We start from the raw sequence: 21363 nt of genomic DNA, 5'->3' as shown, positions 1-21363 counted from the left end.
TTTGGCTGCAGGTGCCGGAAACCCTTGTTAATAATAGCGTTTAGATGCTTGGATAACTTTTGCGAAAGACTGTGGCCTATCGTGCTCTCTTTCCTGAGAAGTCTTGAGAATAGGCGATTTGACATCTTGTTTGCCAAGATAAGTCGATAGAAATGAATTCGCTATAGAATTTCAAAAATTCGCCAAACAAAAGGTTTGAACGAAGAATTTATGCACCATAATATCTGAATCCAAAACTTGTAATAACAAGTTGATATCGTCGGATGAACAGTTAGCTGAACGCTAGCTGAGCAACGTCTGCTAGATGACTTATCGCTACCGATTAAGCTACCGATTAATGAGCGAGGTGACGCATGGGCCAAGAAAGTTTATCGGCAAAGGCTTATACCTGTTCTAGCTATCTAGAGCAAGAGCGCCAACGCATCTTTTCTCGGTACTGGGTGTGCGCGGGGCTAGCGTCAGATCTGCCGGATGCGGGCGATGTGTATCCGACGGAGGTGGCTGGTATGCCGATTGTGCTAGTGCGCGATCGCCAGCAAACTATCCGCGCGTTTCACAACATCTGTCGCCATCGCGGGCTGCAATTGGTCAAAGGAGCCTGCACGGTTAAGGGTGGCCTTCGCTGTCCTTATCATTCATGGACCTACAAACTAGACGGTACGCTCAAGAGCACCCCTCACTTTGGTGGCTATTACAAAGACACCTGCGAAGGCTTTAACCGCACCGAGAAAGGCTTGATGCCTATTCGCTGCGAGCAGTGGCTAGATATGATCTTTGTCGATCTCTCAGGCGAAGCGCCCCCTTTAGCCGCTTATTTGCAGCCGATGATCGAGCGCTGGTCAGGCTACGATTTTGGCCTGCTGCGCCGCGAAGCCCGAGAAGTGCGCCTAGAATGCAATGCTAACTGGAAGCTAGCGGTAGAGAACTTTTCAGAAAGCTATCACCTCACCTGGGTGCATCCAGCTCTAAATACGCTGTCACGCATGGAAGATCATTTCGGCTTTGACGTCGGCGATATTCATGTGGGCCAAGGCAGCTTGAAATACAACAGCGGCGTCGTTAACGGAAAATCTTTGCCAGTTTTTCCGGGTCTAGCTGATATGAAAAAACAGACCGTCGCCGAATACATCACGATTTTCCCTAATCTGATGCTAGGCGTTCATCCTGACTACTTTCTTGTATTTATTGTAGATCCGCTCAGTCCTGACAGGTCGGTGGAGCGGATGGTGTTTTACTTTGTCGGCGACGAAGCGATGACCTCAGAAAACCAAGCGCTGCGCCATCTGCCTATCGACTTGTGGAAGCTGACCAATGACGAAGATATCGACATGATCGAGCGGATGCAAACGGGCCGAAGATCTCCTAGCTTCGATGGTGGCTGTTTCTCGCCAGAGCTAGAAAGAACAGTCTATCGCTTTCAGCAGAATATCGGTAGAGCAGTGTCGGTAGAGCAGTAAAGCTATAAAAAAGAAGAAGACACACTATGAAAAACGATGCGGCGGTTGTGGTAATTGGTGCAGGGATTGTCGGCTGTAGCACTGTATATCACCTGGCTCAGCTAGGCTGGCAAAATATTGTTGTTGTAGAGCAAGGCCCTTTGTTTGCTACGGGTGGCTCTACCTCTCATGCGCCTGGTTTGGTGTTTCAGACCAATGCCTCCAAAACGATGACGCAGTTGGCAAAATATACTGTCGAGCTATACAGCCAGCTCAGTACGGCGGCTGGCCCCGCTTTTTATCCGGTGGGCGGTATCGAGGTTGCCTATACCGCAGCGCGGATGGCCGAGCTGAGCAGAAAGCTGGGCTGGGCAAAGTCTTGGGGAATAGAAGATGCCTGTTTGCTAACGCCAGCAGAAGTGAAAGAAAAAGTCTCTTTGCTCGATGAAACGAAAGTTTTAGGTGGCTACTATGTGCCCAGTGATGGGATCGCAAAGGCGCTGCGGGCAGCCGAGGCGATGGCAACGATAGCAATAGAGGCGGGCGCGGCTGAGTTTTATGGTCATACAACTGTGACCGATATCGAAGTGGCAGACGGGCAGATTAAAGCGGTGGTGACAGATAAAGGCAAGATCGCCACCGGGAAAGTGTTGGTTTGTGCGGGCATTTGGGGGCCGCGCCTTGGCCAGATGGTCGGCGAAGTGATTCCGCTGACGCCCGTGCAGCATCAGTATGTACAAACAGGCCCAATCCCAGAATTAGCGGATCAGACCGAAGAAGTGACGCAGCCGATGGTTCGCCACCAGGATCACTCGATGTATTTTCGGCAGCATGGAGACTGTTGGGGCATTGGCTCCTACCAGCATGAGCCAATGCTGCTAGATCCTGACCACATTTTGCCGTTTGCCAAAGCGCCTGTGATGCCCTCGGTGCGCTCCTTTACTGAAGAGCACTTTGCAGCGGCTTGGCAATCTACAACAGAGCTGTTTCCAGCTTTAGCAACTGCTGAGCTCACGTCTAAAATGAACGGTCTGTTTTCTTTTACGCCGGACAGCGGTTCGGTGGTCGGTGAGTCTGCTAGGGTAAAGGGCTTTTGGGTGGCTGAGGCGGTTTGGGTGACTCACGGTGGGGGCGTCGGCAAAGTGGTCGCAGAGCTGATGACGACGGGCGTGCCTAGCTTCGATCTCCATGAGATGGACATTCATCGGTTCCCAGCGGTGTGTAAGAGCGCTGACTATATTCTCAAGGCAGGGGCGCAGCAGTATGACGAGGTGTATGACATTATTCATCCGCTAGATCAGCAAACGCATTCTCGCGAGCTGCGAGTGAGCCCGTTTTATTCGCGGTTGCAAGCGCTAGGGGCGCAGTTTGTCTTTAGCGCTGGGTGGGAGCGGCCTCAGTGGTTTGAGGCGAACGGTGAATTGCTCAGTGACTACGACAACAACTACGATCTGTCTGCTTTCCCTCAGCGAGACGGCTGGGAAGCGCGAAACTGGTCGCCGATTCAAGCGGTCGAGCATTTGGCGACTCGCGATCGCGTTGCCCTATACGACCTTACCCCCTTTGCCAAATTTGAAGTGACTGGCCCAGGCGTGGTCTCTTATCTGCAAAACCTCTGCCCCAACGACATCGACAAGCCCATCGGCAAAGTTATCTACACCACCATGCTAGATCCCAACGGCGGCATTATGTGCGATCTGACTGTGAATCGTGTGGCCGCTGAAAAGTACTGGGTGATTACGGGCGGTTCTGTGCATGGTCACGACTTGGCCTGGATGCAGAAGCATTTGCCTGATGACGGTTCTGTTCAAATTGTGGATGTGTCTGCTAGCTACTGCTGTATCGGTCTGTGGGGGCCAAAGGCACCAGAGGTTTTACAGAGCGTTACGTCAATAGATGTCTCAAAACCAGCCTTCGAGTTCTTTACGAGCCAGCAGTTTTACGTTGGTAATGTGCCAGTGATGGCTTCTAGAGTTTCTTATGTAGGTGAGGAAGGCTGGGAAATCTATGCGCCGACAGAATCAGGACTAAAGCTGTGGGATGTGCTGTGGGCGGCTGGGCAGGCGTATGGTGCGATCGCGGCTGGTATGGGCGCTTTTGAGACATTGCGTTTGGAGAAGGGATTTTTGTATTGGGGCCAAGATATTCATACCGAGTATGATCCTTATGAAGCGGGCTTGGGCTTTGCGGTGAAGCCTAATAAAGGAGACTTTATTGGAAAAGAGGCTTTGCTACGGCGTCAGGACTATGCCAGTCGCAAGCTATGTTTCCTGACGCTGGATGATTCGACTGCTGTTGTGATGGGAAAAGAGCCCGTGCTGGCTGAGGATGGTAAGGTGCTGGGCTATGCAACGAGCGCTGGCTATGGTTACAGCTTAGGCAGGTGCATTGCCTATGCCTATTTGCCTCTGGGCTTTGCAACGCCAGGTACGGCAGTGACTATAGAGTATTTTGGACGGCCCCTAGCAGCTACGGTCGTAGATAAATTGCTGTAGAAGATGGAGTTTTTTAAGTTCGGCGACCTAAGCTTATCTAATGAACACGGTTTAGAATTGTAGAGCTGATTTTAACCCTAGGGAAGGTTGACTGATGCTGAGCATAAACTTAGATGACGAAACTGAAGGATACCTAGCGGAAATATTGCAGGCGGAGAAAATTACAGTTAGTGAGTTACTGAAGCAGGTATTGCGCGTTGGCGAAGCCTCTCCGAAGGAGAATCGTCTAAATAATCATCGTTCTAAACAAACTGTGCTAGAGCGAATGGGGGGCGTTCCAGAGGCAGTACTTTCTGCCAGCGGGTTGCCTGACGATCTCTCTGACAGGGACACTCGCAAAGCGATAATTACTGAACATGTTCAGGCGCGACATAAAGCTCGCCATGAGTAGATACGCTAAGGCTTTAATAGATACTGGCGTTATCGTCGCATTTTACAACCCGGTAGATCGCTATCATGAGACTGTCGTAGATTTTTTCTGAACGATTGAATATCGCAGAAATCGCCACGCTAGACAAAGATTTCGATATTTACCGTCGATACCGCAAGCAACCTTTTAATCGAATTTTTTATCCAAAAGTCTCAAAAATAAAGAATCCAGTTGCGCCTCCTCTACGTTCGACACATGAGGAGTTACGTTCGACACATCAATAGATCAGATCAGATCAGCTATGTAGAAGTCGCGTACCCACTTCTCATTTATCAGGTTTTTTTGGTAGAACTTCACAAGGATATTCCGCAAAAGAACTTTTCAGCTAAGCCCTCTGGCTGTCCTTATTCTTTTCGCTCATATTTCTCCTGCTTATTCCGATGCCCTCTTTACTGCCCTTCTTATTGGCCTGTCTGCCGGCTATCTGACTAAAGAATATGCTGAAAATGCTAAAGAATAAATGGCCGCTGGTGGCTTTGATTGGTACTGGCACCCTATCTATTGGCCTGGTAGTGGCCCTGCTAAAGACCACGGACGCTTTTAATCCTCGTGGGACTGACCAGGCGGGTAGTTCGCAGGTAGTCGATTCGCTAGAAACATCCTCGGCTTTGAATCTGGCATTGCGAAAGCCAGCAGAAAGGGCGGTTGATCTATCCGTGATGGCGAACGGCGCAGCGGGTATAGACCGCGATCGCGCCCGCTATATGCTGGCCACCGATTTGATCAACCAGCAGCAGGCCGATCAAGCGCTCCCACTTTTGGAGAACCTGGAAAGAAGCTATGAGGTTTTAGCGCCGTACGTGTTGCTGAGGCGAGGTCAGGCGCAGGCGGCGTTGGGAGATCAGGAGAGTGCGATCGCCACTTGGGCCCGGCTGATCGAAAAGCACCCCGAGAGCACCGCTACAGCCGAAGCGCTTTATCTGTTGGGCCAATCTAGCGCCGGCCAATCTAGCACCAATCAATCTAGCGCTGACAGCTTATCTTCGACACACTGGAACACATTGCTGACTCAGTTTCCCGCTCATCCGCTGAGCACTGCTGTCGCCTTCTACCAGCTCAACGCGCAGCAGGCTACTCCCTCGGCTACGCCTTCTGCGATCTCCTCTGGCAATAGGGCTAATGCCGCTTCACCCCTAAGCGATACCTTTTCCTTGCTCAAGCTGGTTGCCTACCATGGTCATCAGCACCCTGACTATACGGCGGTACTAGCCAGGCTGACTAGCGAATACAGTAGCGAGCTGACTGCTGAAGACTGGGCCGCTATCGGCTTTGGCTACTGGGAAACTCAAAACTACGCTGAGGCCGGAGATGCCTACGCCCAAGCGCCACGGACGCCGCTCAATTTATATCGAGCCGCTCGTGGCAAAGAACGTGGCGATAAAGACAAAGAAGCTATCGTCATCTATCAGATGCTGGACAAAGCTTTTCCAGATGAGCCTGAAACCGCTGACGGCTTGCTCAATCTAGCTGGGTTGCAGAAGGGTCAGTCTGCTTTGGCTACTTTGGATCAAGTGGTGGCGCGTTTTTCTGATAGCCTGCCTGATCAAGCGGCTGAGGCGATCGCCGATCGCGCCAGTCTGTTAGAAAGCCTAGGCAGCGCTGAGTCTGCCAAACAGGCCAAGGCATCTATCTTGTCTCAGTACTCTGGCTCTGAAGCGGCGGCTAAGATGCGCCTGAAGCAGGCTGAGGAAAACGCCAAGGCTAACAACCTTAGTGCCGCAATTAGCTGGGCGCAGCAGCTAGTCGATGCCGCCCCTAGAGATGAGCGAGCCGCCGAAGCGGGATTTCGGCTGGGCAAGTGGCACTATCAGCAGAATCAATCTGACCAGGCTAGAGAGGCGTTTGAAAATGTCATCGTCAACCACCCAGAGTCTTACTATGCCTGGCGCTCAGCCGTACATCTAGATTGGAATGTCGGTGATTTTGATACGGTGCGAACTTTTCGCCCAGAGATTGCGTTACCCAGTCATAGGCAGCCGTTGCCCACGGGGTCTGATACGCTGCAAGAGCTGTATCTGCTGGGGCACAACCAAACGGCCTGGAGCCAGTGGCAAACCGAGTTTGAGAATAGGCAGACGCCAACGGTCGCTGAGCAGTTTGCTGATGGTGTGTTGCGACTGGGCATCGGCGATAATTTGGACGGCATTTTTATGGTGTCTAGTTTGGGGTGGCGCGATCGCCCCGCAGAAATCGCCGAATACCAGCGCCTTAAGCAAACCCCCACCTACAGTCAGACCATCTATCCTTTCCCGTTTCCCGATCTGATCTTAGGCCGCGCCGAAGACAACAATCTCAATCCGCTACTGGTGACTGCCCTGGTGCGACAGGAATCAAGATTTGAACCCGATATTAGGTCGGTTGTCGGCGCGGTTGGCCTGATGCAGGTGATGCCCGCTACGGGTGAGTGGATTAGCCAGCAGATTGACCAGGCCGACTATCGCCTGGCTGAACCCCAAGACAACGTCAAATTCGGGACCTGGTATCTCGACTATACGCATCGTCAGTTTGGCGATAATTCTCTCTTTGCGGTTGCTAGCTACAATGCTGGTCCTGGCGCGGTTTCTGGCTGGGTGGCTGAAAAGGATTTTGCCAACGCCGATGAATTTGTCGAAATCATTCCCTACCCCGAAACTAAAGGCTACGTGGAATCAGTTTTCGGTGGCTACTGGAACTATCTAAGAATCTACAGCCCCGAAATTGCAGCGCAGATTGCCGCTCTGTAGCGCCATCAGCACGGCGTTATCGGAAGCGATGTCTTTGATGGCTTGCTTGCACGCGGTCGAACTCGTTTGGTTGAATATCCATTTGCTTGAACATCCATTGGGTTGAGCGTTGATACGATAAAATTTGGCAGAGGCCAGTCAAGCAATATTACGTAGATAGCTATTATGAGTGGATACATTCACTCGCTAATTTGCCATTTTTGAGTCAGCCTTTCTTTTGGGCCGAAGCCTCATCCGTTGAAGTTGTCCAAAAGATTGTCTGAATCAGAGTGGTCAAAGCTGTATATGTTTAGGCAGGTTCTTCATAGTCGTCGGTTTCATGGAGTATTGTGACTAAATTTAGTGGCTCACAGCAAAGTCAGCTAGTGCAAATCGGTGCTTTCCTGCGCGAACATCGTGAGCAGCAGGGAAAATCTCTGCATGATATTGCCGTCAGCACCTACATCAGGCCGCAGCTCTTGAGTGGAATTGAAACGGGCGATCCTGAATTGCTCCCAGAACCTATCTTTGTCCAAGGTTTTATCCGTCGCTATGCCGAGACGCTCGGGCTAAAAGGTCTTGAAATCTCAAGGCAATTTACGGTCAACTCCATTCCTTCGACCCCTAGACTAACCAATAGCCCAAAGTCCGAAAGCTCGAAGTCTGAAGATAGTCCGACTACTCGGCTGACTCGTTTTGCGTCTAAGCCAGCTTCTGAGCGGCCAGCTTCTGGGCTGCCTTCTGAGCAGATAGCCGATGAGACAGATTTTCAGGCCACTACACCTAATTCTGCTCCATTCGCCGCAGACGAAGTGCCTATTTTTCTTGGACCTGATGCTGATATAGAAACGGACTTGCCCGATCAACAGGTCGTTGCTGCCGATTCTGATACCGCTGCTTCGACGAGTTCAAAGTCAGCTGATGATCTAGCCGATGATCTAAATGTCTTTGACTTCACTGGCGATTTGGATAGCGATTCAGACGGCGATTTAGATAGCGATTTAGACAGCGATTTAGATATTGCTTTTGAACCGAGCGATCGCGCCTCGGCTGAAAACGGCTCTGTTGAAAGCGGGTCACCTGAAAACGGTTCAGACAGCCTGTCTATGTTTGAAACTGACGACGACGACACCGAAGCATTTGCAGCACAGCTCTCTGATCGGCCTGACCAGCTCTCTGACCAGCTCTCTGACCAGCTCTCTGACGAGCCCCCTGACCAGACCGCTTTACCCGATTCTCCTGTTATTATCAGCGACCTCCCCTTAGCTAAGGAAAAGCCTGCTGCCCGTCAGCTCACCACATCACCGATCGGCTACACCAGCAGTCAGTCGCTCAATCAGTCACCGAACTCGGACGCTAGCCGCCGTGATACTCCTAACCTAAAGCCTTTGGCAATTGGGGCGGCAGTTGTGGTGCTGCTGACGGCTGGCATTGCGATTTTGGCCAATGTTCTAGGCGAGAACCGCACGCCGAGGGTGGCCGATTCCGCTACGCCAGTCGAGTCCGTAGCGCCGACGCCGACAGAATCCGCCCTGCCAGAGCTGCCGGAGCCTACCGCGCTGCCAGAGCCGCCCGTTAGCGATGCGCCCCTATTTTTAGAAGTAGAGGTGAGCGATCCGGCTTGGACTTCTGCGATCGCAGACGGCGGCGAGCAACTGTTTGAAGGAACGCTTAATCCGGGTGATCGCGTGATTTGGGAGGCCCAAGATAATATCAGCGTCTATTCTGGCAATCCGGGCGGACTGATGATTTCGCAAAATGGTCAGCCGGCAGAGCCCCTAGGCGCAGACGGCATTCCTGCTGGCAAAGATTATTTCGTCCAACAGTGATTTGCGCTTAGCAGTTCGTGCTGCTAGCTACAACGCCGCAGCACAACCGATACAATAGACAGCAGTTATCTCGTTAGCTTCGTACTTCTCATGACGCCTCCTTCTGACCTTGAGACAGCGCCTGCTGCTAACCTTTCAGTGCTAGATGAGCCAGAGACCAAACCTACGGGCGAAGCCTTCCTAGACGAAGTCCCAGACGACGTTGAGATGTCTTTATTCGACCATCTTGACGAGCTGAGGACGCGAATCATCTATGCACTGGCTGCGGTTCTAGTAGGCGTTGTTGGTTGCTTTGCCGGCGTTCGACAGATTGTCGAGCTGCTAGAGGTGCCCGCTCAAGGCGCAAAGTTTCTACAGCTATCACCGGGTGAGTACTTCTTTGTCTCGATTAAGGTCGCTGGCTACAGCGGCATTTTAATTGCGAGTCCGTTTATTCTCTACCAGATTATTCAGTTTGTTTTGCCAGGGCTGACGCGCCGAGAGCGTCGCTTGATCGGCCCGGTGGTACTTGGTTCTAGCGTCTTGTTTTTTGCCGGTTTGGGATTTGCCTACGTTGCGCTGGTGCCAGCGGCGCTAAACTTTTTTATCAACTACGGCGCGGATGTGGTTGAGCAAATGTGGTCAATTGACCGATACTTTGAGTTTGTGCTGCTGCTGCTATTTAGCACGGGGCTGGCTTTTCAGATTCCGGTGATTCAGCTTTTACTGGGCTTGCTGGGCATTGTCGGCTCGAAGCAAATGCTAGCTGGCTGGCGCTATGTGCTGTTAGGTGCGGCTATCTTAGGGGCGGTGCTGACTCCTTCGACGGACCCAGTGACCCAGAGTTTGCTCGGCGGTGCGGTGTTGTTTCTTTACTTTGGTGGGATTGGGATGGTGAAGGCGATCGGTAAGTAGGCGTTCCCTAACTTACGCTCAGGATACGGCGATCGCACTCGCATACATTCAATGAGTAACTAACGAGATTTTATACAAACAAAGCGCGGAAAGCTATAGCTTTGTAGCCGTTGAACAACTGCGAGAAAGCAGCTAAGGTCAACGGCTATTTGACTATGGTTATTGATGAGCTTTAGTAAGAATGCTCTAATCGCTTTGCTTCTGTTCTTTAGCTTCTGTTCTTTTAGTGGATAGCGAAACTACAGGTGATGAAGAAAGCTGTTTAGAACAATAGGTCGACTAACTAGATGATTAATGGAAACTGGCTATCTAGCCCGTTAGATTCTCAACTAACTACGATAATAGTCGCCCGGCGTTCTATTACTGGGTGAGACTGGCTTGAACTAAGTTAAGTAGATAAGTAGAGAACTTTGTGGTAGATGCCAAGTAAGACTAACTAGTTTGGTTTATTGGACTGTTTTACTGTGGTGGCTTCTCTGGCTGGCTTCTCTGGCTGGCTTCTCTGGCTGGCCCGCTTGATTGGCATTAGGGAATATAGATGACTGTACGTCATTTGAGCTACAGCTACAGAAGGAAACTAGACGTGCTAAGCATTTGACTGAATCATTTTTTTGTTGCTTCCTGGCTGTTGACCGAAGAGACTATCTAAGTAGATGCGGCTAACCTGACGATGGGTGACGCCGTTTTGCATCAAAAATAACGATAGCGCCGCACAGAATAGACGGTCCTGGCTCCAGCTTGAGCGCACATCTAAATACTGTTGAATTGAAGTGTGTAGCTCTTCTGGAATTTCTACTGACAAGCTGACTGTTTGTTGCACTAATAATCTCCTTTCACTGAATTGTTTGGACTAGAAAATGTCACGCCTTGCTGCCTCTTAACGCCTGTCGTAGAACAAGACATTAGGTGCTGCGAAGCGATCGATTAATGTGTCTGTCAATTGTGGAGCATCGATCTAGAAATAGCAATGGATAGACTTATCACTATGAGTTTTACAATTTCTTAAAGATTTCAAACAAGTAGCTTTCAGCCCGATTTTTGTCACACAAATTTACATCGCTTTCGTAACGACAGACAGAAATGCCTTCGCTAACGTATTCCACAATTGTGAGTAAAATCGCTTAGTTTCGTTCTGACCTGTGGAAAATCTCCGATTGATTGTGGAAAACCTGTGGAAAGCTTGTGGAGAAAGTCTCTATGATACTAAGAGTTGTAAATTTATGAGGCTAGTAGCATTTTTGCCACTTTTAGCAACAGTTCCCTAAATTCTGTAGCTATCATCACAGCGACGATACAGCGGCTTGAAATGTGTGATTCGTTTTGCTCTTTCTTTCGGCTAGCCGGCTTGAACTAGCTGATCGAACTAGCTGATCAAGCTAGCTGGTGGAACTGCCGATTAGCTGAACTGACTGGTTAACCTGATTGATTGAATTGATTGAAGTAGGTCAATCTGATTGATTGAAGTAGTCAGAGAGCTGGCGAATGATTTGATTGACGGGTGCCGGTAGAGGGCGAGTGATCTTGCGATCGCGCAGATTGACGGCAACCAATGTCGCCTGAGCGCTCAGACACAGCCGCATCTCTTCATTAGCGTCTTCATGGGCATCTTCATCGGCGTCGATAGACACCACCTCGTATAGCCAGTTCAGCCGCACTCCTTTTACTGGGGCTAGGCGCGTTTTGACGATCGCCTGCATGCCCAGTGTCAGCGGCTGTCGGTAGCGAACCTCTAGCGCGACGACTGGTAGGTCATAGCCTAGGCTCACTACCTGATCAAAGGGGACACCTGCTGCGCGCAGGCATTCTACGCGCGCTGATTCTAGCCAGGTGATATAGGTACCGTGCCAAACGACGCCGCCATAGTCGGTGTGGTGCGGCTGGACTCTGATTGGATACTCGAACCATTTATAACTCTCTATCTTCGCCATCACATTCCAATCGTCAATAGATGTTTACTACCTGAGTCAGTATCTCCTGAGAGCAGAGATAATCGGAGCTATAGAAGTAACCAGGCTAACCCTATGATTGAAAATATCTTGCTAGCCGACTCAGGCACTGGCAACACCAGAGAGATGATGAAGGTGCTGCTGCAGATTCCGAGGATCGAGCGATCGCGCCTTACCATTCTCCATGTCGTTCCCTCCCAGTCCACCTCCTCGGCGATGACCCAGCGGTGGGAAGAAGGGGGCAGAATCCTAGCAGAAGCCGTGAACAGTCTTGGCCTTAACCCGGCTGATGTGAACGCTATTTTGCGTGAGGGTGAGCCCAAAGACGTGGTGCGTAAGGTCGCTGGTGAAGTTGATGCCGATTTGATTGTGATGGGCTCTAGGGGCCTACAGGGTCTGCAGGCGATCATCGGTAATTCTGTGAGCCAGTATGTTTTTCAGCTCTCTTCTAGGCCGATGCTGTTAGTCAAAGACGATCTATACGCGATCAAGTCAATTAGGCGCATTCTGGTTGCCCTCGATAAGTCTGATTCGGCTAAGGCCAGTTTGGATGCGGCAATCGATTTTGCGCGCGATATCGAAGGCAGCGAAATTATTTTGGTTCATACGATCTCTAAGCTCAGTGGCAAGCTCGAAGAAGTCCTTCAAGATCGCCCTGAAACTGACCCGGTTCTAGCAGAGGCTGTTTCCAAAGTTCGGCGGATGGGAATTAAGTATCGCTGTCTAGCCCCGGCTGGCAAACCTGGCGCTCGCATTTGTGAACTGGTCGATCAGCTCAACGTCAACCTGCTGGTTTTAGGCTCGCCCGATCGCCGCCCTACCATTGCCAAAGGGCTGCCTGATTTAGATCGGCTACTGGGCGGATCGCTATCTGATTACATTCGGGTATATGCCAATTGTCCGGTGCTGCTAACTCGAATAGAAAGCTAACGTTTGGTTGAGGCGCGAGCTGCTAGAAACGGGGCTATCTTCGAATCACTCACCAAGTTACTCACCGAGTCACTCAACCGCAATGAATCGAACAGTTTTTAGTCAAATTGGCAGGGCTGTCGAATAGCGTCGTATAAGGTGGCTTCGTAGACAGCTTGGTCAATTTCAAAAGCGCCGAACCTAGCTAGGTGCGGATTGAGAATCTGGACGTCAAAAAGGGTGAAGTGGCGCGATCGCAGATGATCAACCAGCATCACCATCGCTGCTTTTGATCCTTCGGGAATTCGGTAGAACATTGATTCACCGATGAACGCGCCACCTAGGCAGATGCCCAGAAAGCCGCCCGCCAGATGATCTCCTTGCCAGGTCTCAAAGCTGTAGGCATAGCCCGCCCTATACAGACGCATGTAGATCTCTTTTAGCTGAGGCGAAATCCAGGTTGTCTCTCGGTCGGCGCAGCCATCGACTACCGCCTCAAAGCTGCGATTAATCGCGGGGGTAAAGCGTTTTTGGTTCAGCACCCTTTGCAAAGACTTGGGGTAGCGAAAGCGGTTGTCGAGCGGAATAATGGCCCGCCGATTGCTGGAATACCAGTTGAGCGTCTGTCCTTCGGCCATTAAAAAATAGCCTTGGGCGTAGCACTGCAGAATTTGAGGAACGGAATAGACCATAACTCTCTCTATTCTATAGGGACGTACGCTCCTCTCTATTCTCTATGCAGACGTATACTCTTGCAGTTCCCGCTACTGTTATCTCGTTTAACCTTAAAAAGTGGCTAGATTTAGAAGACAGTAACGGTACGTAACGTAATGCTCTGCTTTTACGCTACTACTTGCCTTGAGCCTCTAGCCTTTAAACATGGATAGCTTGCTAATACAGCAGCGTGCGATCGCATTTGATCCGTAAGCTACTTGACCGTAAGTGCTTGATCGTAATCTACTTGGACTACAGCTGTGCGCGGGCTTTTCTCCTGTATTGCTGTCCCTTTGCCGAGTGGCCCACGCTGTAAATAGCAGAATTGATTTTTGAGTATGCCGGATATGTCTGATTCTGACTTTGCTGAACCCATTGAGTCTATTGAGCTACCCCCGGCTGAAGATGCAGCTAAAGAGGGGCAGTGGCTGAAGGCAACTTTGCACAAGTGGCTAGATGAAGAATTTTTGCCAGAAATTGTCAATGAGCATATCGCCGCGCGTGCCTCTCAGGTGTTTGTGCGGCAGCGTATGGAAGGTGAGAACAATCTGAATGCGCTGGTGCTAGCTATTTTGACTGAAATGCAGGGCTATGATTTTTCTAAGAGTTTTTACAGCGAGTTTGCCGTAGCAAATGCAGTTGGCGATTTGCTGTTAGATAGTTTGGGGATAGAGCGCTGTTGTGGTAACTAAATCCTCACAGCTAAACCCTTACAGCTAAATTCTCACAGCTAGACCCTTCTAGATTCTCAAAGGCGTACGGTGCTCAGCCGTTCTTAGACTCATCTGCTGTTCGCACGCCCACTGCGGGTGCTTCTATTGTGATTACGCTTTATCAATTTTCGCCAGCACTGGGCCTTCGCTGTCCGAGCCCGCTATGCCTAAAGCTAGAAACCTACCTTCGCATGACAGGGCTACCCTACCAGGTCGCCGCCAATGCGAATGTCTTGAAAGCACCTAAAAAGAAGCTGCCATATATTACAGACGATGGACGGGTAGTTGCTGATTCGGGGTTCATCATCAACTATCTGATGGATACCTACGGCAATCCTCTCGACGCCCACCTCAGCTCAAAACAGCGGGGCGCTATGCTGGGTATGCGACGACTGATGGAAGAACACCTTTACTGGGTGGCGTTTTACTTTCGCTGGGCCGATGAGGACAATTGGCAGGTAATTAAAGCGGTTTTCTTCGAAGATATTCCTATGCCTATGCGGCTGTTTGTGCCGACGCTGGTCAGGCGCAGCGCGATGCGAGATTTGTATGGTCAAGGTATAGGTCGGCACTCAGCTGATGAGATTTTTGCGCTGGGCTGTGAAAATATTCGAGCGATTAGTGATTTTTTGGGCGACCAGGCTTATCTGATGGGCGATCGGCCCACTAGCCTCGATGCGATTGGCTACGGCATGCTATCAAACATTATGCGAGCATCGCTCGATTCACGGCTGAAGACCTATGCGCTGACGTTTGAGAATTTGACGGCTTATTGCGATCGCATGCACGAGCGTTATTGGAGTAATTCTCTCATTCCTGAACCGGTTGAAGTATGAGCGATCGCACAGAAAGATTAGAGGCTATAGAAATCAAGGCATTTGTGCCCGCTCAAGATTATGAGCTCTCCAAAGCCTTTTACTGTGAGCTGGGATTTGTAATGGCTTCTGATGAATCAGGAATAGCTTTTTTCCACTGCAGTGGTCAAAGTTTTCTGCTACAAGACTTTTACAAAGAAGCGCATGCCCATAGTTATATCAATAGGAAGCTCGCATGTTGGTTAATACAGCTTTGAAGGAATGGTCGGTGGCGGTAGATGCGATCGCTCAGGGCAGTCAGATTATCTTGCTACGCAAAGGCGGCATCAAAGAGAATCAGGGCCGTTTTCGCACCCAGGCTGACCAAGTGGTTCTCTTTCCCACCTTTGAGCATCAAAAGCCGGAACTGCTCAAGTCCGATTACAAAGGCTCCAACTATCAAAGCTCAGTCGTCCCTGTTGCTGCTGGCTGGCACCCAGAGAAAATTACGCTCAAGGTTTGGGCTCAGATCACTCATATCTTTTTGACCACCGCCGCCGATCAGGTCTCTGCGCTTAGTGACTTTCATATCTGGCAGCCTCAGCTAGCAACAGAACGTTTGAAATGGAAACCTAAGCAGCCCCTATATGTCCTAGCACTGCGGGCCTACCAGCTATCGGTGCCTGTAGAGATCTCTTGGAATTCGGAGCGGTATGGCGGCTGTCGCTCGTGGGTGTCATTAGAGCGGCCTATTGAAGTCAGTACTGACCATCCTGCGATTGATACGAACACCTATGATGTCCAGATTGAAAAGCTAGAAGAGATTATCTCTACTCGCTCCTAGCTTCAGTGGTTCAGTGATTCTTGTTTTTACAACACTCGTTCCCACTCGTTTCCCCTACTGTCACAAGAAACGCTGCAGCTGCCCTAGCGATCAGCCTGTGGCTACTTCTGCTACGTCTCTATCGCTGACAATTGTTCGCGTTACCTCGTCTATCCCTTCTAAATTCACGTCTCGAACCAGACGTGGCATCACAATCGTGACGGTGGTTCCTTTGCCAGTGCCCTCACTAGATAGCGTGATGTCCCCTCTCATCAGTCGCACAAAGTTCTGAGAAATGGCTAGCCCTAGCCCCGTCCCTTCGTGAGCGCGAGTATGTGAGCCATCCACCATGACAAAGGGCTTGAAAAGTTTGGGCAGATGCGCTGGATCGATGCCCAGTCCCGGATCTTTGATCGTGATTTTGACCCAAGGGCCTGCTGGTATAAATAGTTCAGCGTTACTAGCTGGAATGCTATCAGGCGTTTGCTGGGATGGTGGCGCAGGGCTCTCGTCTGTTGTGACTTGGATGATAATTTGTCCTTCATCCGTAAATTTGATTGCGTTGGAGAGCACGTTTAGCAGCACTTGCTTGAACCGAAAGTGATCAACTTCGATCATCAGCGGTGCTAGTAGCTCTGGCCCTACTAGCGATAGCCCTTTTCGCTTTGCCTGTAGTGCCTGCATCTCTAACACCTCTCGCAATACGAATCGCAGATCAACTGGCGCGATTCGTATCTCTAATGTTCCTGCTTCGATCTTAGCAATACTCAAGATGTCTTCAATCACCGATAGCAAATGCATGGCCGCCTTGTCGGCTTGGCCCAAGAACTCTCTTTCTTCTTCTTTTGAATCGCACAGCCCGTCTCGAATAACGCTGATAGAGCCAATGATGCCATTTAGGGGCGTTCTAAGCTCATGCGAAGTGTTTGCTAGAAATTCATTCTTGAGCTGATTAGCGGTCTGTGCGTCCTGCCAAGCTTTTCTCAGGTCATTTGAATTCTCTTCTAGGCCGCGTAACATCCGCTCGATAACAGTGCCTAAATAGTCTAATTCCCAAATTTTTGAACTACGCGGTGCGGCTTTTAGCTGTGATAGATCTTTGACGTTTTGAGTATAGCGAGTCAGCTTTTCTATCGGTAAGGACAAACTACGAGAAACATAGAGTGCTAGTAATACGCTGGCAATAAAAAGCCCTATACTCAGCACGACAAGCACCTGACGAATTTCGCTAAGCCCATGTAGAGCCTGGTCTGAAGGAGTGACGGCTAAGACCGTCCACACGCTGTCTTGTTTGGGGCTAACGGGTACGTCAAATCCACTGTAGGCGACTAACCAGGCTTCGTTTTCGCTAGAGAGAGAAGAGGATTCGATAAAGTTGCTGTTGCCTGCTTTGACATCTTCAATGATGCCGCTAAACCTGTCGGCTTCTGGCAATTCTGAGATGCTTTTGCCCACCTGTGCGGGGTCAGGGTGAGTCACCATGATTTGATTTTGATCGATGACTACTGTTTCACCGACCAGCGACTGAGGTGAGGTATCTTGCAGTTGCAATAATCCCACTTCCATCGCCAGGGTATAGCGCAAACTGTTGTCTTTGCCATAGATGGGGCTCGCAACAATGAACTTGATCAGCGCTCTGTCTTTCGGAACTGTCTCTTCAGGAATTGTTTTTTCAGAGACTGTCCTGCCTGAAACGATCTCTTCAGAAGTTGTTTGGCTCTTTTGTGCCTCTATAGTGGCTTCATTTTCGAGGACTGTACTTTCTACTGTGTTCTCTAAAGGTGCGTTGCTTGAAACTATGTTTTCTAAATCTGCGCTTTCTAGATCTGTTTCTCCTGTATCTTCTCTAGCTATTTCTTCTGGAGATTTTATCAGCTTTACCTGATTAGGATTTGGATTGGAATCGATGGCAGCTTCCACCCCAGGGGAGAATACATAAAAGTCGGAGATCTCAACGCTGCCGCTCTGTAGCCACGGAACCTGTTTGGCATCGGGAATGATGGTGTGATCGCATGTGTTGATGACCGCTGTGGCTTGAGGCGGCTTGAGTTCTACGCAGCTAATGTCGTACGGTGTTGTATCTCTAATCACCCTATTCAAGATTGCTTGAATCGCTTCTAGATCGTTTGAGCGAAAGGCTTCTGTCTGGGCTAACAGATCGATATTGGCATCTATGGCTTGAATGCCTGTTTCTAGCGCTTCTGCTTTGCGAATGGCACTGCTAGTCAGGTTCTGCTGCGCGCTCACAAGTAGGCTGCTGCGCGCTTTGCTAAGGGCAACTGCTTGACCTATAAACAGAATAGGTAAGCTAAAGCTTAAAATCTTGACTAGTAGATTGTGCCGAAAAGATCGCCGACGAGTAGCCATAGCCAAAAGAATGTGTCCTCACCAGTCTATCTATCAATTCCGTATGATCAACTAGTAGAGATTTAAAGTTGTGGTCTGCTTCTACAAAGATGATAAGGATTCAACTATGAATGTCAACTGCATTTGATGTATCTGAGTTGACGTATTTAAGTTGCGCTCTTCGTTGCTTTCCTCGGCATACACTTTCGTAGCCGTGCTAGCTACGGCTAGAGCGATCGCATAGATCACATCCTTGGTGTCTATCAATTTTTACTATACGGTTTTTGCTGTGCAGTCCCCACTTATCTGTAGCCTCAATCGCCCTTGGATCACTGTCGTTCTTGCGATGAGTGCAGATGGTAAAATCGCTGATGCTAGCCGGGCAGCGGCTCGCTTTCCTTCTGCTACAGACAAGGCCCATTTAGAGAGGCAAATTGCTAAGGCTGATGCCACGCTGTTTGGGGCCGGAACGCTGCGAGCCTATGGCACAACTTTGCCAGTGACGAACACTGACTTGATTGAAGCTCGGCGATCGCGTCATCAGCCGGATCAGCCCGTTCAAATTGTTTGTTCTGCGATGGGTAACTTTGATCCCCAGTGGCCTTTTTTTCGGCAGCCTGTTCCCCGCTGGCTGATCACCACGCTAGAAGGGATGCGATCTTGGCGCGAAGGCAGAGCCGCAGAAGCGGGCGAGCAGCCGTTTGAGCATGTTCTAATTACCGAGCGTCCCTTCAATTGGCACAATGTCATGCAAGATTTGCTCAATGGAAAATCGGCCCTGTCGTCAGCCGCCAATCGCCCAGCTATTCAGAATCTGGTAGTCATGGGTGGGGGTGAACTGGTTGCGTCTTTGCTCAGCGATGGGCTAGTAGACGATTTGTATCTAACGGTTTGTCCTTTGCTGATCGGTGGTAAGACAGCGCCGACACCAGTGAGCGGGTTAGGATTTACGCTGCCTCGTACGCCGCAACTGACGCTGAGATCGTGCCAAGTAGAAGCGGATGAGGTGTTTTTGCACTACAGCGTTTGCCGCTAGTCGGCGTCCGCTGTTAGCCCCTGGGTGTCTACTGGTTTGACAGCCGCTATTGGCTATGATCGTTATTGCCTATGGCCATAGCCACTGCCAGTGAAGTCGATCGTTTTGATATGACCAGCGGAGAAATTGAGCCGGCTGGTGTCTTTCGATTCCAGGCTGACGGATGGCGCAGCGGGGGTTGGTGGTAACTAATGCGATCGCTTCTTCTACGCTGCACAGTCCCCATCGCACCAAATTCTGAGCGCCTGCTATCAGCGGCAGCGTTGTTCCTGAGAGCGTTCCATCTAGCAGCCGCGCTGTGCCGTTAGCCACGTTGATCTGGCGGCTATCCCACGGATAAACGCCGTCCGGCAAGCCCAGCGGAGAAAGCGCGTCGCTAACTAGGAATAATCTATCTAGTCCCTGGCGCTGTTTAAATGGGTCTAGATTGTGAGTCTGTTGGCGCTGAACCTGTCGAGGCTGATTCTGTTGGCTTTGGGTCTGTTGGTTTGAATCGTTGATCTCTAGGCAACCGTTAGCTCGATCTATGCGAAGCAACAAATCGAGCATCGTTTTACTGATGTGTTCACCGTCGGCGATAAAGCCGCAAAAGACGTTTGGGTTGGCCAATGCAGCGCCTAATAGACCTGGTTCTCTATGGTGAAGCCCTGGCATAGCATTAAAGGCATGAGTGACCATGTGCGCCCCTGCAGAAAAGGCGCTGCTAGCTTGCGTTTCGGTGGCTAGCGAATGGCCTAGACTGACGGTAATATTTTGTTCTGTCAGCCAGGAGATGATGCCTGGTTCGCTGGCCAGCTCAGGCGCTAGCGTAACAATACGAATAGCTTTTGTGAACTCACCAGCCACGCGCTTAAGTGTCTCTAATGTAAGCGGCTGTAGATATTTGGCGGGGTGAGCACCTTTTTTCGCGGGGTTTAGAAATGGCCCTTCTAGATGCGCCCCTAGCACGGTGGCGCTCTGTATAGTGGCGCTCTGTATGGGGAGCTTCTGTGAGGACAAGCTCGATGATAAGCGCTGTTGATGCTGTTGAAAGGTTTGGATTGCTTTTAGGCTGCTGTGAAAATTTTCGAGAGAAGTGGTGACTAGCGTTGGACAAAATCCGCTGATGCCCTGCTGCCACAAAAGGTTACAAATGTCCTGCAATCGATCGAGTTGTTCGACGCGCAGATCGGGGAAGGCAAGTCCTAGGGCACCGTTGATTTGTAGATCGACTGCGCCTAGTGAGATCCAATCACCTTGTACGTCTATTTCAGTGTCTGTAGAGTCTGTGGTGGGGTGAAGTTTTTGGGCCAGCGGGGCTTGTGGTGCGATCGCGCTAATCCGCCCAGCTTCTACCCTGATCTGATACAGTCCTGAACGTTGGGGCAGGCGAGCGTTGACAATGACACGACTATCCGCCATAAACAAAAGCGCTGACTAAACTTGAACACTACCCACTATAAAAGTTCACTATAAAAGTAGGAAGACAGCTAGAGCTATGACCACTCCGATGAGCGCGCCACCGTCAAAATCATCACCATCGAAATCATCACAGTCGAAATCAGGTGACGGATCGGTCGATGTTGGCATTATCATGGGCAGCGATTCGGATCTGCCAACGATGATGGCTGCGATCGCCATCTGCGAAGATTTTGGTGTCACCCACGAAGTTGCCATTGTCTCAGCTCATCGCACTCCCCAACGCATGGTTGCCTATGCTGAATCAGCTCATACTAGAGGTCTAAAGGTGATCATTGCAGGCGCGGGCGGAGCGGCTCACCTACCGGGTATGGTTGCTGCCCTTAGCCCTTTGCCCGTCATTGGCGTTCCTGTCAAAACCAGCACGCTCTCAGGCGTAGATTCACTTTATTCCATTGTCCAGATGCCAGGGGGCATTCCAGTGGCGACGGTGGCGATTGGCAACGCCAAGAATGCGGGCCTACTGGCTGTGCAAATGCTAGCAGCCTATGATCAAACGCTGCAAGCAAAGATCTTGGACTATCGTCAACAGCTAGAGACGATGGTGAGCGATAAGCAAAATCAACTTTCTACACATGGCGCGCGGCAATATCTCAAACATATAATCAACACATAGGTAGTAATGCTGAGAAATCAGGCACAAACCAGATTTAATTGATGTTGAGAAATGCTACGAACTGCTCAATATCAACCTGGAAAATACGCAAAGATCTCGGCTTTGAGAGCCGTTTTGTAAACTTTCACTAAAGTCTGCATCATAAATCAGCAAGACAGCTCTGGTTCTCCTGTTAAAGGTATCAGCCGATACAGAATGGCTGACTCAGACTTGGTGGAATGA

The 21363-nt window shown here is 50.2% G+C and carries 18 protein-coding genes; 13 read left to right on the top strand and 5 right to left on the bottom strand.

Annotation, left to right across the window (positions count from 1 at the left end):
- Window positions 1-353 precede the first annotated feature (353 nt).
- The 6 genes from IQ256_RS01130 to tatC all read left to right on the top strand — a co-directional run bounded on the left by IQ256_RS01130 (window position 354) and on the right by tatC (window position 9786).
- Window positions 354-1457 (top strand): aromatic ring-hydroxylating dioxygenase subunit alpha, encoded by a 1104-nt coding sequence (locus IQ256_RS01130; protein WP_193853417.1) that lies wholly within the window; start codon window positions 354-356, stop codon window positions 1455-1457.
- A 26-nt stretch (window positions 1458-1483) separates the two neighbouring features.
- A complete protein-coding gene (locus tag IQ256_RS01125) occupies window positions 1484-3931 on the top strand; it encodes an FAD-dependent oxidoreductase (protein ID WP_193853415.1) in 2448 nt (815 codons plus the stop codon).
- A gap of 94 nt (window positions 3932-4025) precedes the next feature.
- Window positions 4026-4322 carry a hypothetical protein gene (locus tag IQ256_RS01120; protein ID WP_193853413.1) on the top strand — a complete coding sequence of 99 codons (297 nt, stop codon included), beginning with the start codon at window positions 4026-4028 and terminating at the stop codon, window positions 4320-4322.
- A 485-nt stretch (window positions 4323-4807) separates the two neighbouring features.
- Complete coding sequence (locus tag IQ256_RS01115; RefSeq protein WP_228024452.1) at window positions 4808-7084, top strand: transglycosylase SLT domain-containing protein; 2277 nt, start codon at window positions 4808-4810, stop codon at window positions 7082-7084.
- Between the two features lie 329 nt (window positions 7085-7413).
- A complete protein-coding gene (locus IQ256_RS01110) occupies window positions 7414-8892 on the top strand; it encodes a helix-turn-helix domain-containing protein (RefSeq protein ID WP_193853409.1) in 1479 nt (492 codons plus the stop codon).
- A gap of 90 nt (window positions 8893-8982) precedes the next feature.
- On the top strand, window positions 8983-9786 hold the full coding sequence (gene tatC / locus IQ256_RS01105; RefSeq protein ID WP_193853407.1) for a twin-arginine translocase subunit TatC: 804 nt from the start codon (window positions 8983-8985) through the stop codon (window positions 9784-9786).
- Window positions 9787-10372: 586 nt separating this feature from the next.
- Here tatC and IQ256_RS01100 read toward each other — a convergent pair.
- Complete coding sequence (locus tag IQ256_RS01100; RefSeq protein WP_193853405.1) at window positions 10373-10606, bottom strand: DUF2811 domain-containing protein; 234 nt, start codon at window positions 10604-10606, stop codon at window positions 10373-10375.
- A gap of 625 nt (window positions 10607-11231) precedes the next feature.
- Entirely contained in the window at window positions 11232-11714 is a 483-nt protein-coding gene (locus IQ256_RS01095; RefSeq protein ID WP_193853403.1) for a thioesterase family protein, read from the bottom strand.
- A 93-nt stretch (window positions 11715-11807) separates the two neighbouring features.
- Here IQ256_RS01095 and IQ256_RS01090 point away from each other — a divergent pair, with 93 nt between their 5' ends.
- Entirely contained in the window at window positions 11808-12662 is an 855-nt protein-coding gene (locus tag IQ256_RS01090; protein ID WP_193853401.1) for a universal stress protein, read from the top strand.
- Between the two features lie 98 nt (window positions 12663-12760).
- Here the strand turns inward: IQ256_RS01090 and aat are convergent, their stop codons facing one another.
- Window positions 12761-13333, bottom strand: coding sequence for a leucyl/phenylalanyl-tRNA--protein transferase (aat, locus tag IQ256_RS01085; protein WP_193853398.1), 573 nt, complete (start codon window positions 13331-13333; stop codon window positions 12761-12763).
- A 369-nt stretch (window positions 13334-13702) separates the two neighbouring features.
- Between aat and IQ256_RS01080 the strand changes: the two genes are divergently transcribed.
- From IQ256_RS01080 to IQ256_RS01065, 4 genes are all read left to right on the top strand, one after another.
- Window positions 13703-14047, top strand: a complete 345-nt coding sequence (locus IQ256_RS01080; RefSeq protein ID WP_228024451.1) for a hypothetical protein — start codon at window positions 13703-13705, stop codon at window positions 14045-14047.
- A gap of 128 nt (window positions 14048-14175) precedes the next feature.
- Complete coding sequence (locus IQ256_RS01075; protein ID WP_193853394.1) at window positions 14176-14904, top strand: glutathione S-transferase family protein; 729 nt, start codon at window positions 14176-14178, stop codon at window positions 14902-14904.
- Complete coding sequence (locus IQ256_RS01070) at window positions 14901-15140, top strand: VOC family protein (RefSeq protein ID WP_193853392.1); 240 nt, start codon at window positions 14901-14903, stop codon at window positions 15138-15140. Before IQ256_RS01075 ends, IQ256_RS01070 begins: the two co-directional genes overlap by 4 nt.
- Entirely contained in the window at window positions 15119-15706 is a 588-nt protein-coding gene (locus IQ256_RS01065) for a DUF1802 family protein (RefSeq protein ID WP_193853390.1), read from the top strand. The genes IQ256_RS01070 and IQ256_RS01065 overlap by 22 nt, the downstream gene beginning before the upstream one ends.
- Before the next feature lie 90 nt (window positions 15707-15796).
- Here the strand turns inward: IQ256_RS01065 and IQ256_RS01060 are convergent, their stop codons facing one another.
- On the bottom strand, window positions 15797-18052 hold the full coding sequence (locus tag IQ256_RS01060; RefSeq protein WP_193853388.1) for an ATP-binding protein: 2256 nt from the start codon (window positions 18050-18052) through the stop codon (window positions 15797-15799).
- Between the two features lie 268 nt (window positions 18053-18320).
- On the opposite strand from IQ256_RS01060, the gene IQ256_RS01055 reads away from it, so the two are divergent.
- Window positions 18321-19067 (top strand): RibD family protein, encoded by a 747-nt coding sequence (locus IQ256_RS01055; protein WP_193853386.1) that lies wholly within the window; start codon window positions 18321-18323, stop codon window positions 19065-19067.
- A gap of 69 nt (window positions 19068-19136) precedes the next feature.
- On the opposite strand, the gene IQ256_RS01050 is transcribed toward IQ256_RS01055, so the two are convergent.
- Window positions 19137-20468 (bottom strand): N-acetylglucosamine-6-phosphate deacetylase, encoded by a 1332-nt coding sequence (locus IQ256_RS01050; protein ID WP_193853384.1) that lies wholly within the window; start codon window positions 20466-20468, stop codon window positions 19137-19139.
- 172 nt (window positions 20469-20640) lie between these two features.
- Between IQ256_RS01050 and purE the strand changes: the two genes are divergently transcribed.
- Window positions 20641-21141, top strand: coding sequence for a 5-(carboxyamino)imidazole ribonucleotide mutase (purE, locus tag IQ256_RS01045; RefSeq protein WP_228024459.1), 501 nt, complete (start codon window positions 20641-20643; stop codon window positions 21139-21141).
- Window positions 21142-21363 lie beyond the last annotated feature (222 nt).

The sequence above is a fragment of the cf. Phormidesmis sp. LEGE 11477 genome (assembly GCF_015207105.1).
Classification (GTDB): Bacteria; Cyanobacteriota; Cyanobacteriia; order Phormidesmidales; family Phormidesmidaceae; genus Phormidesmis.
The sequence above is the reverse complement of the archived record's forward strand: the minus strand, read 5'-3'. Positions and strand labels throughout refer to the sequence as shown.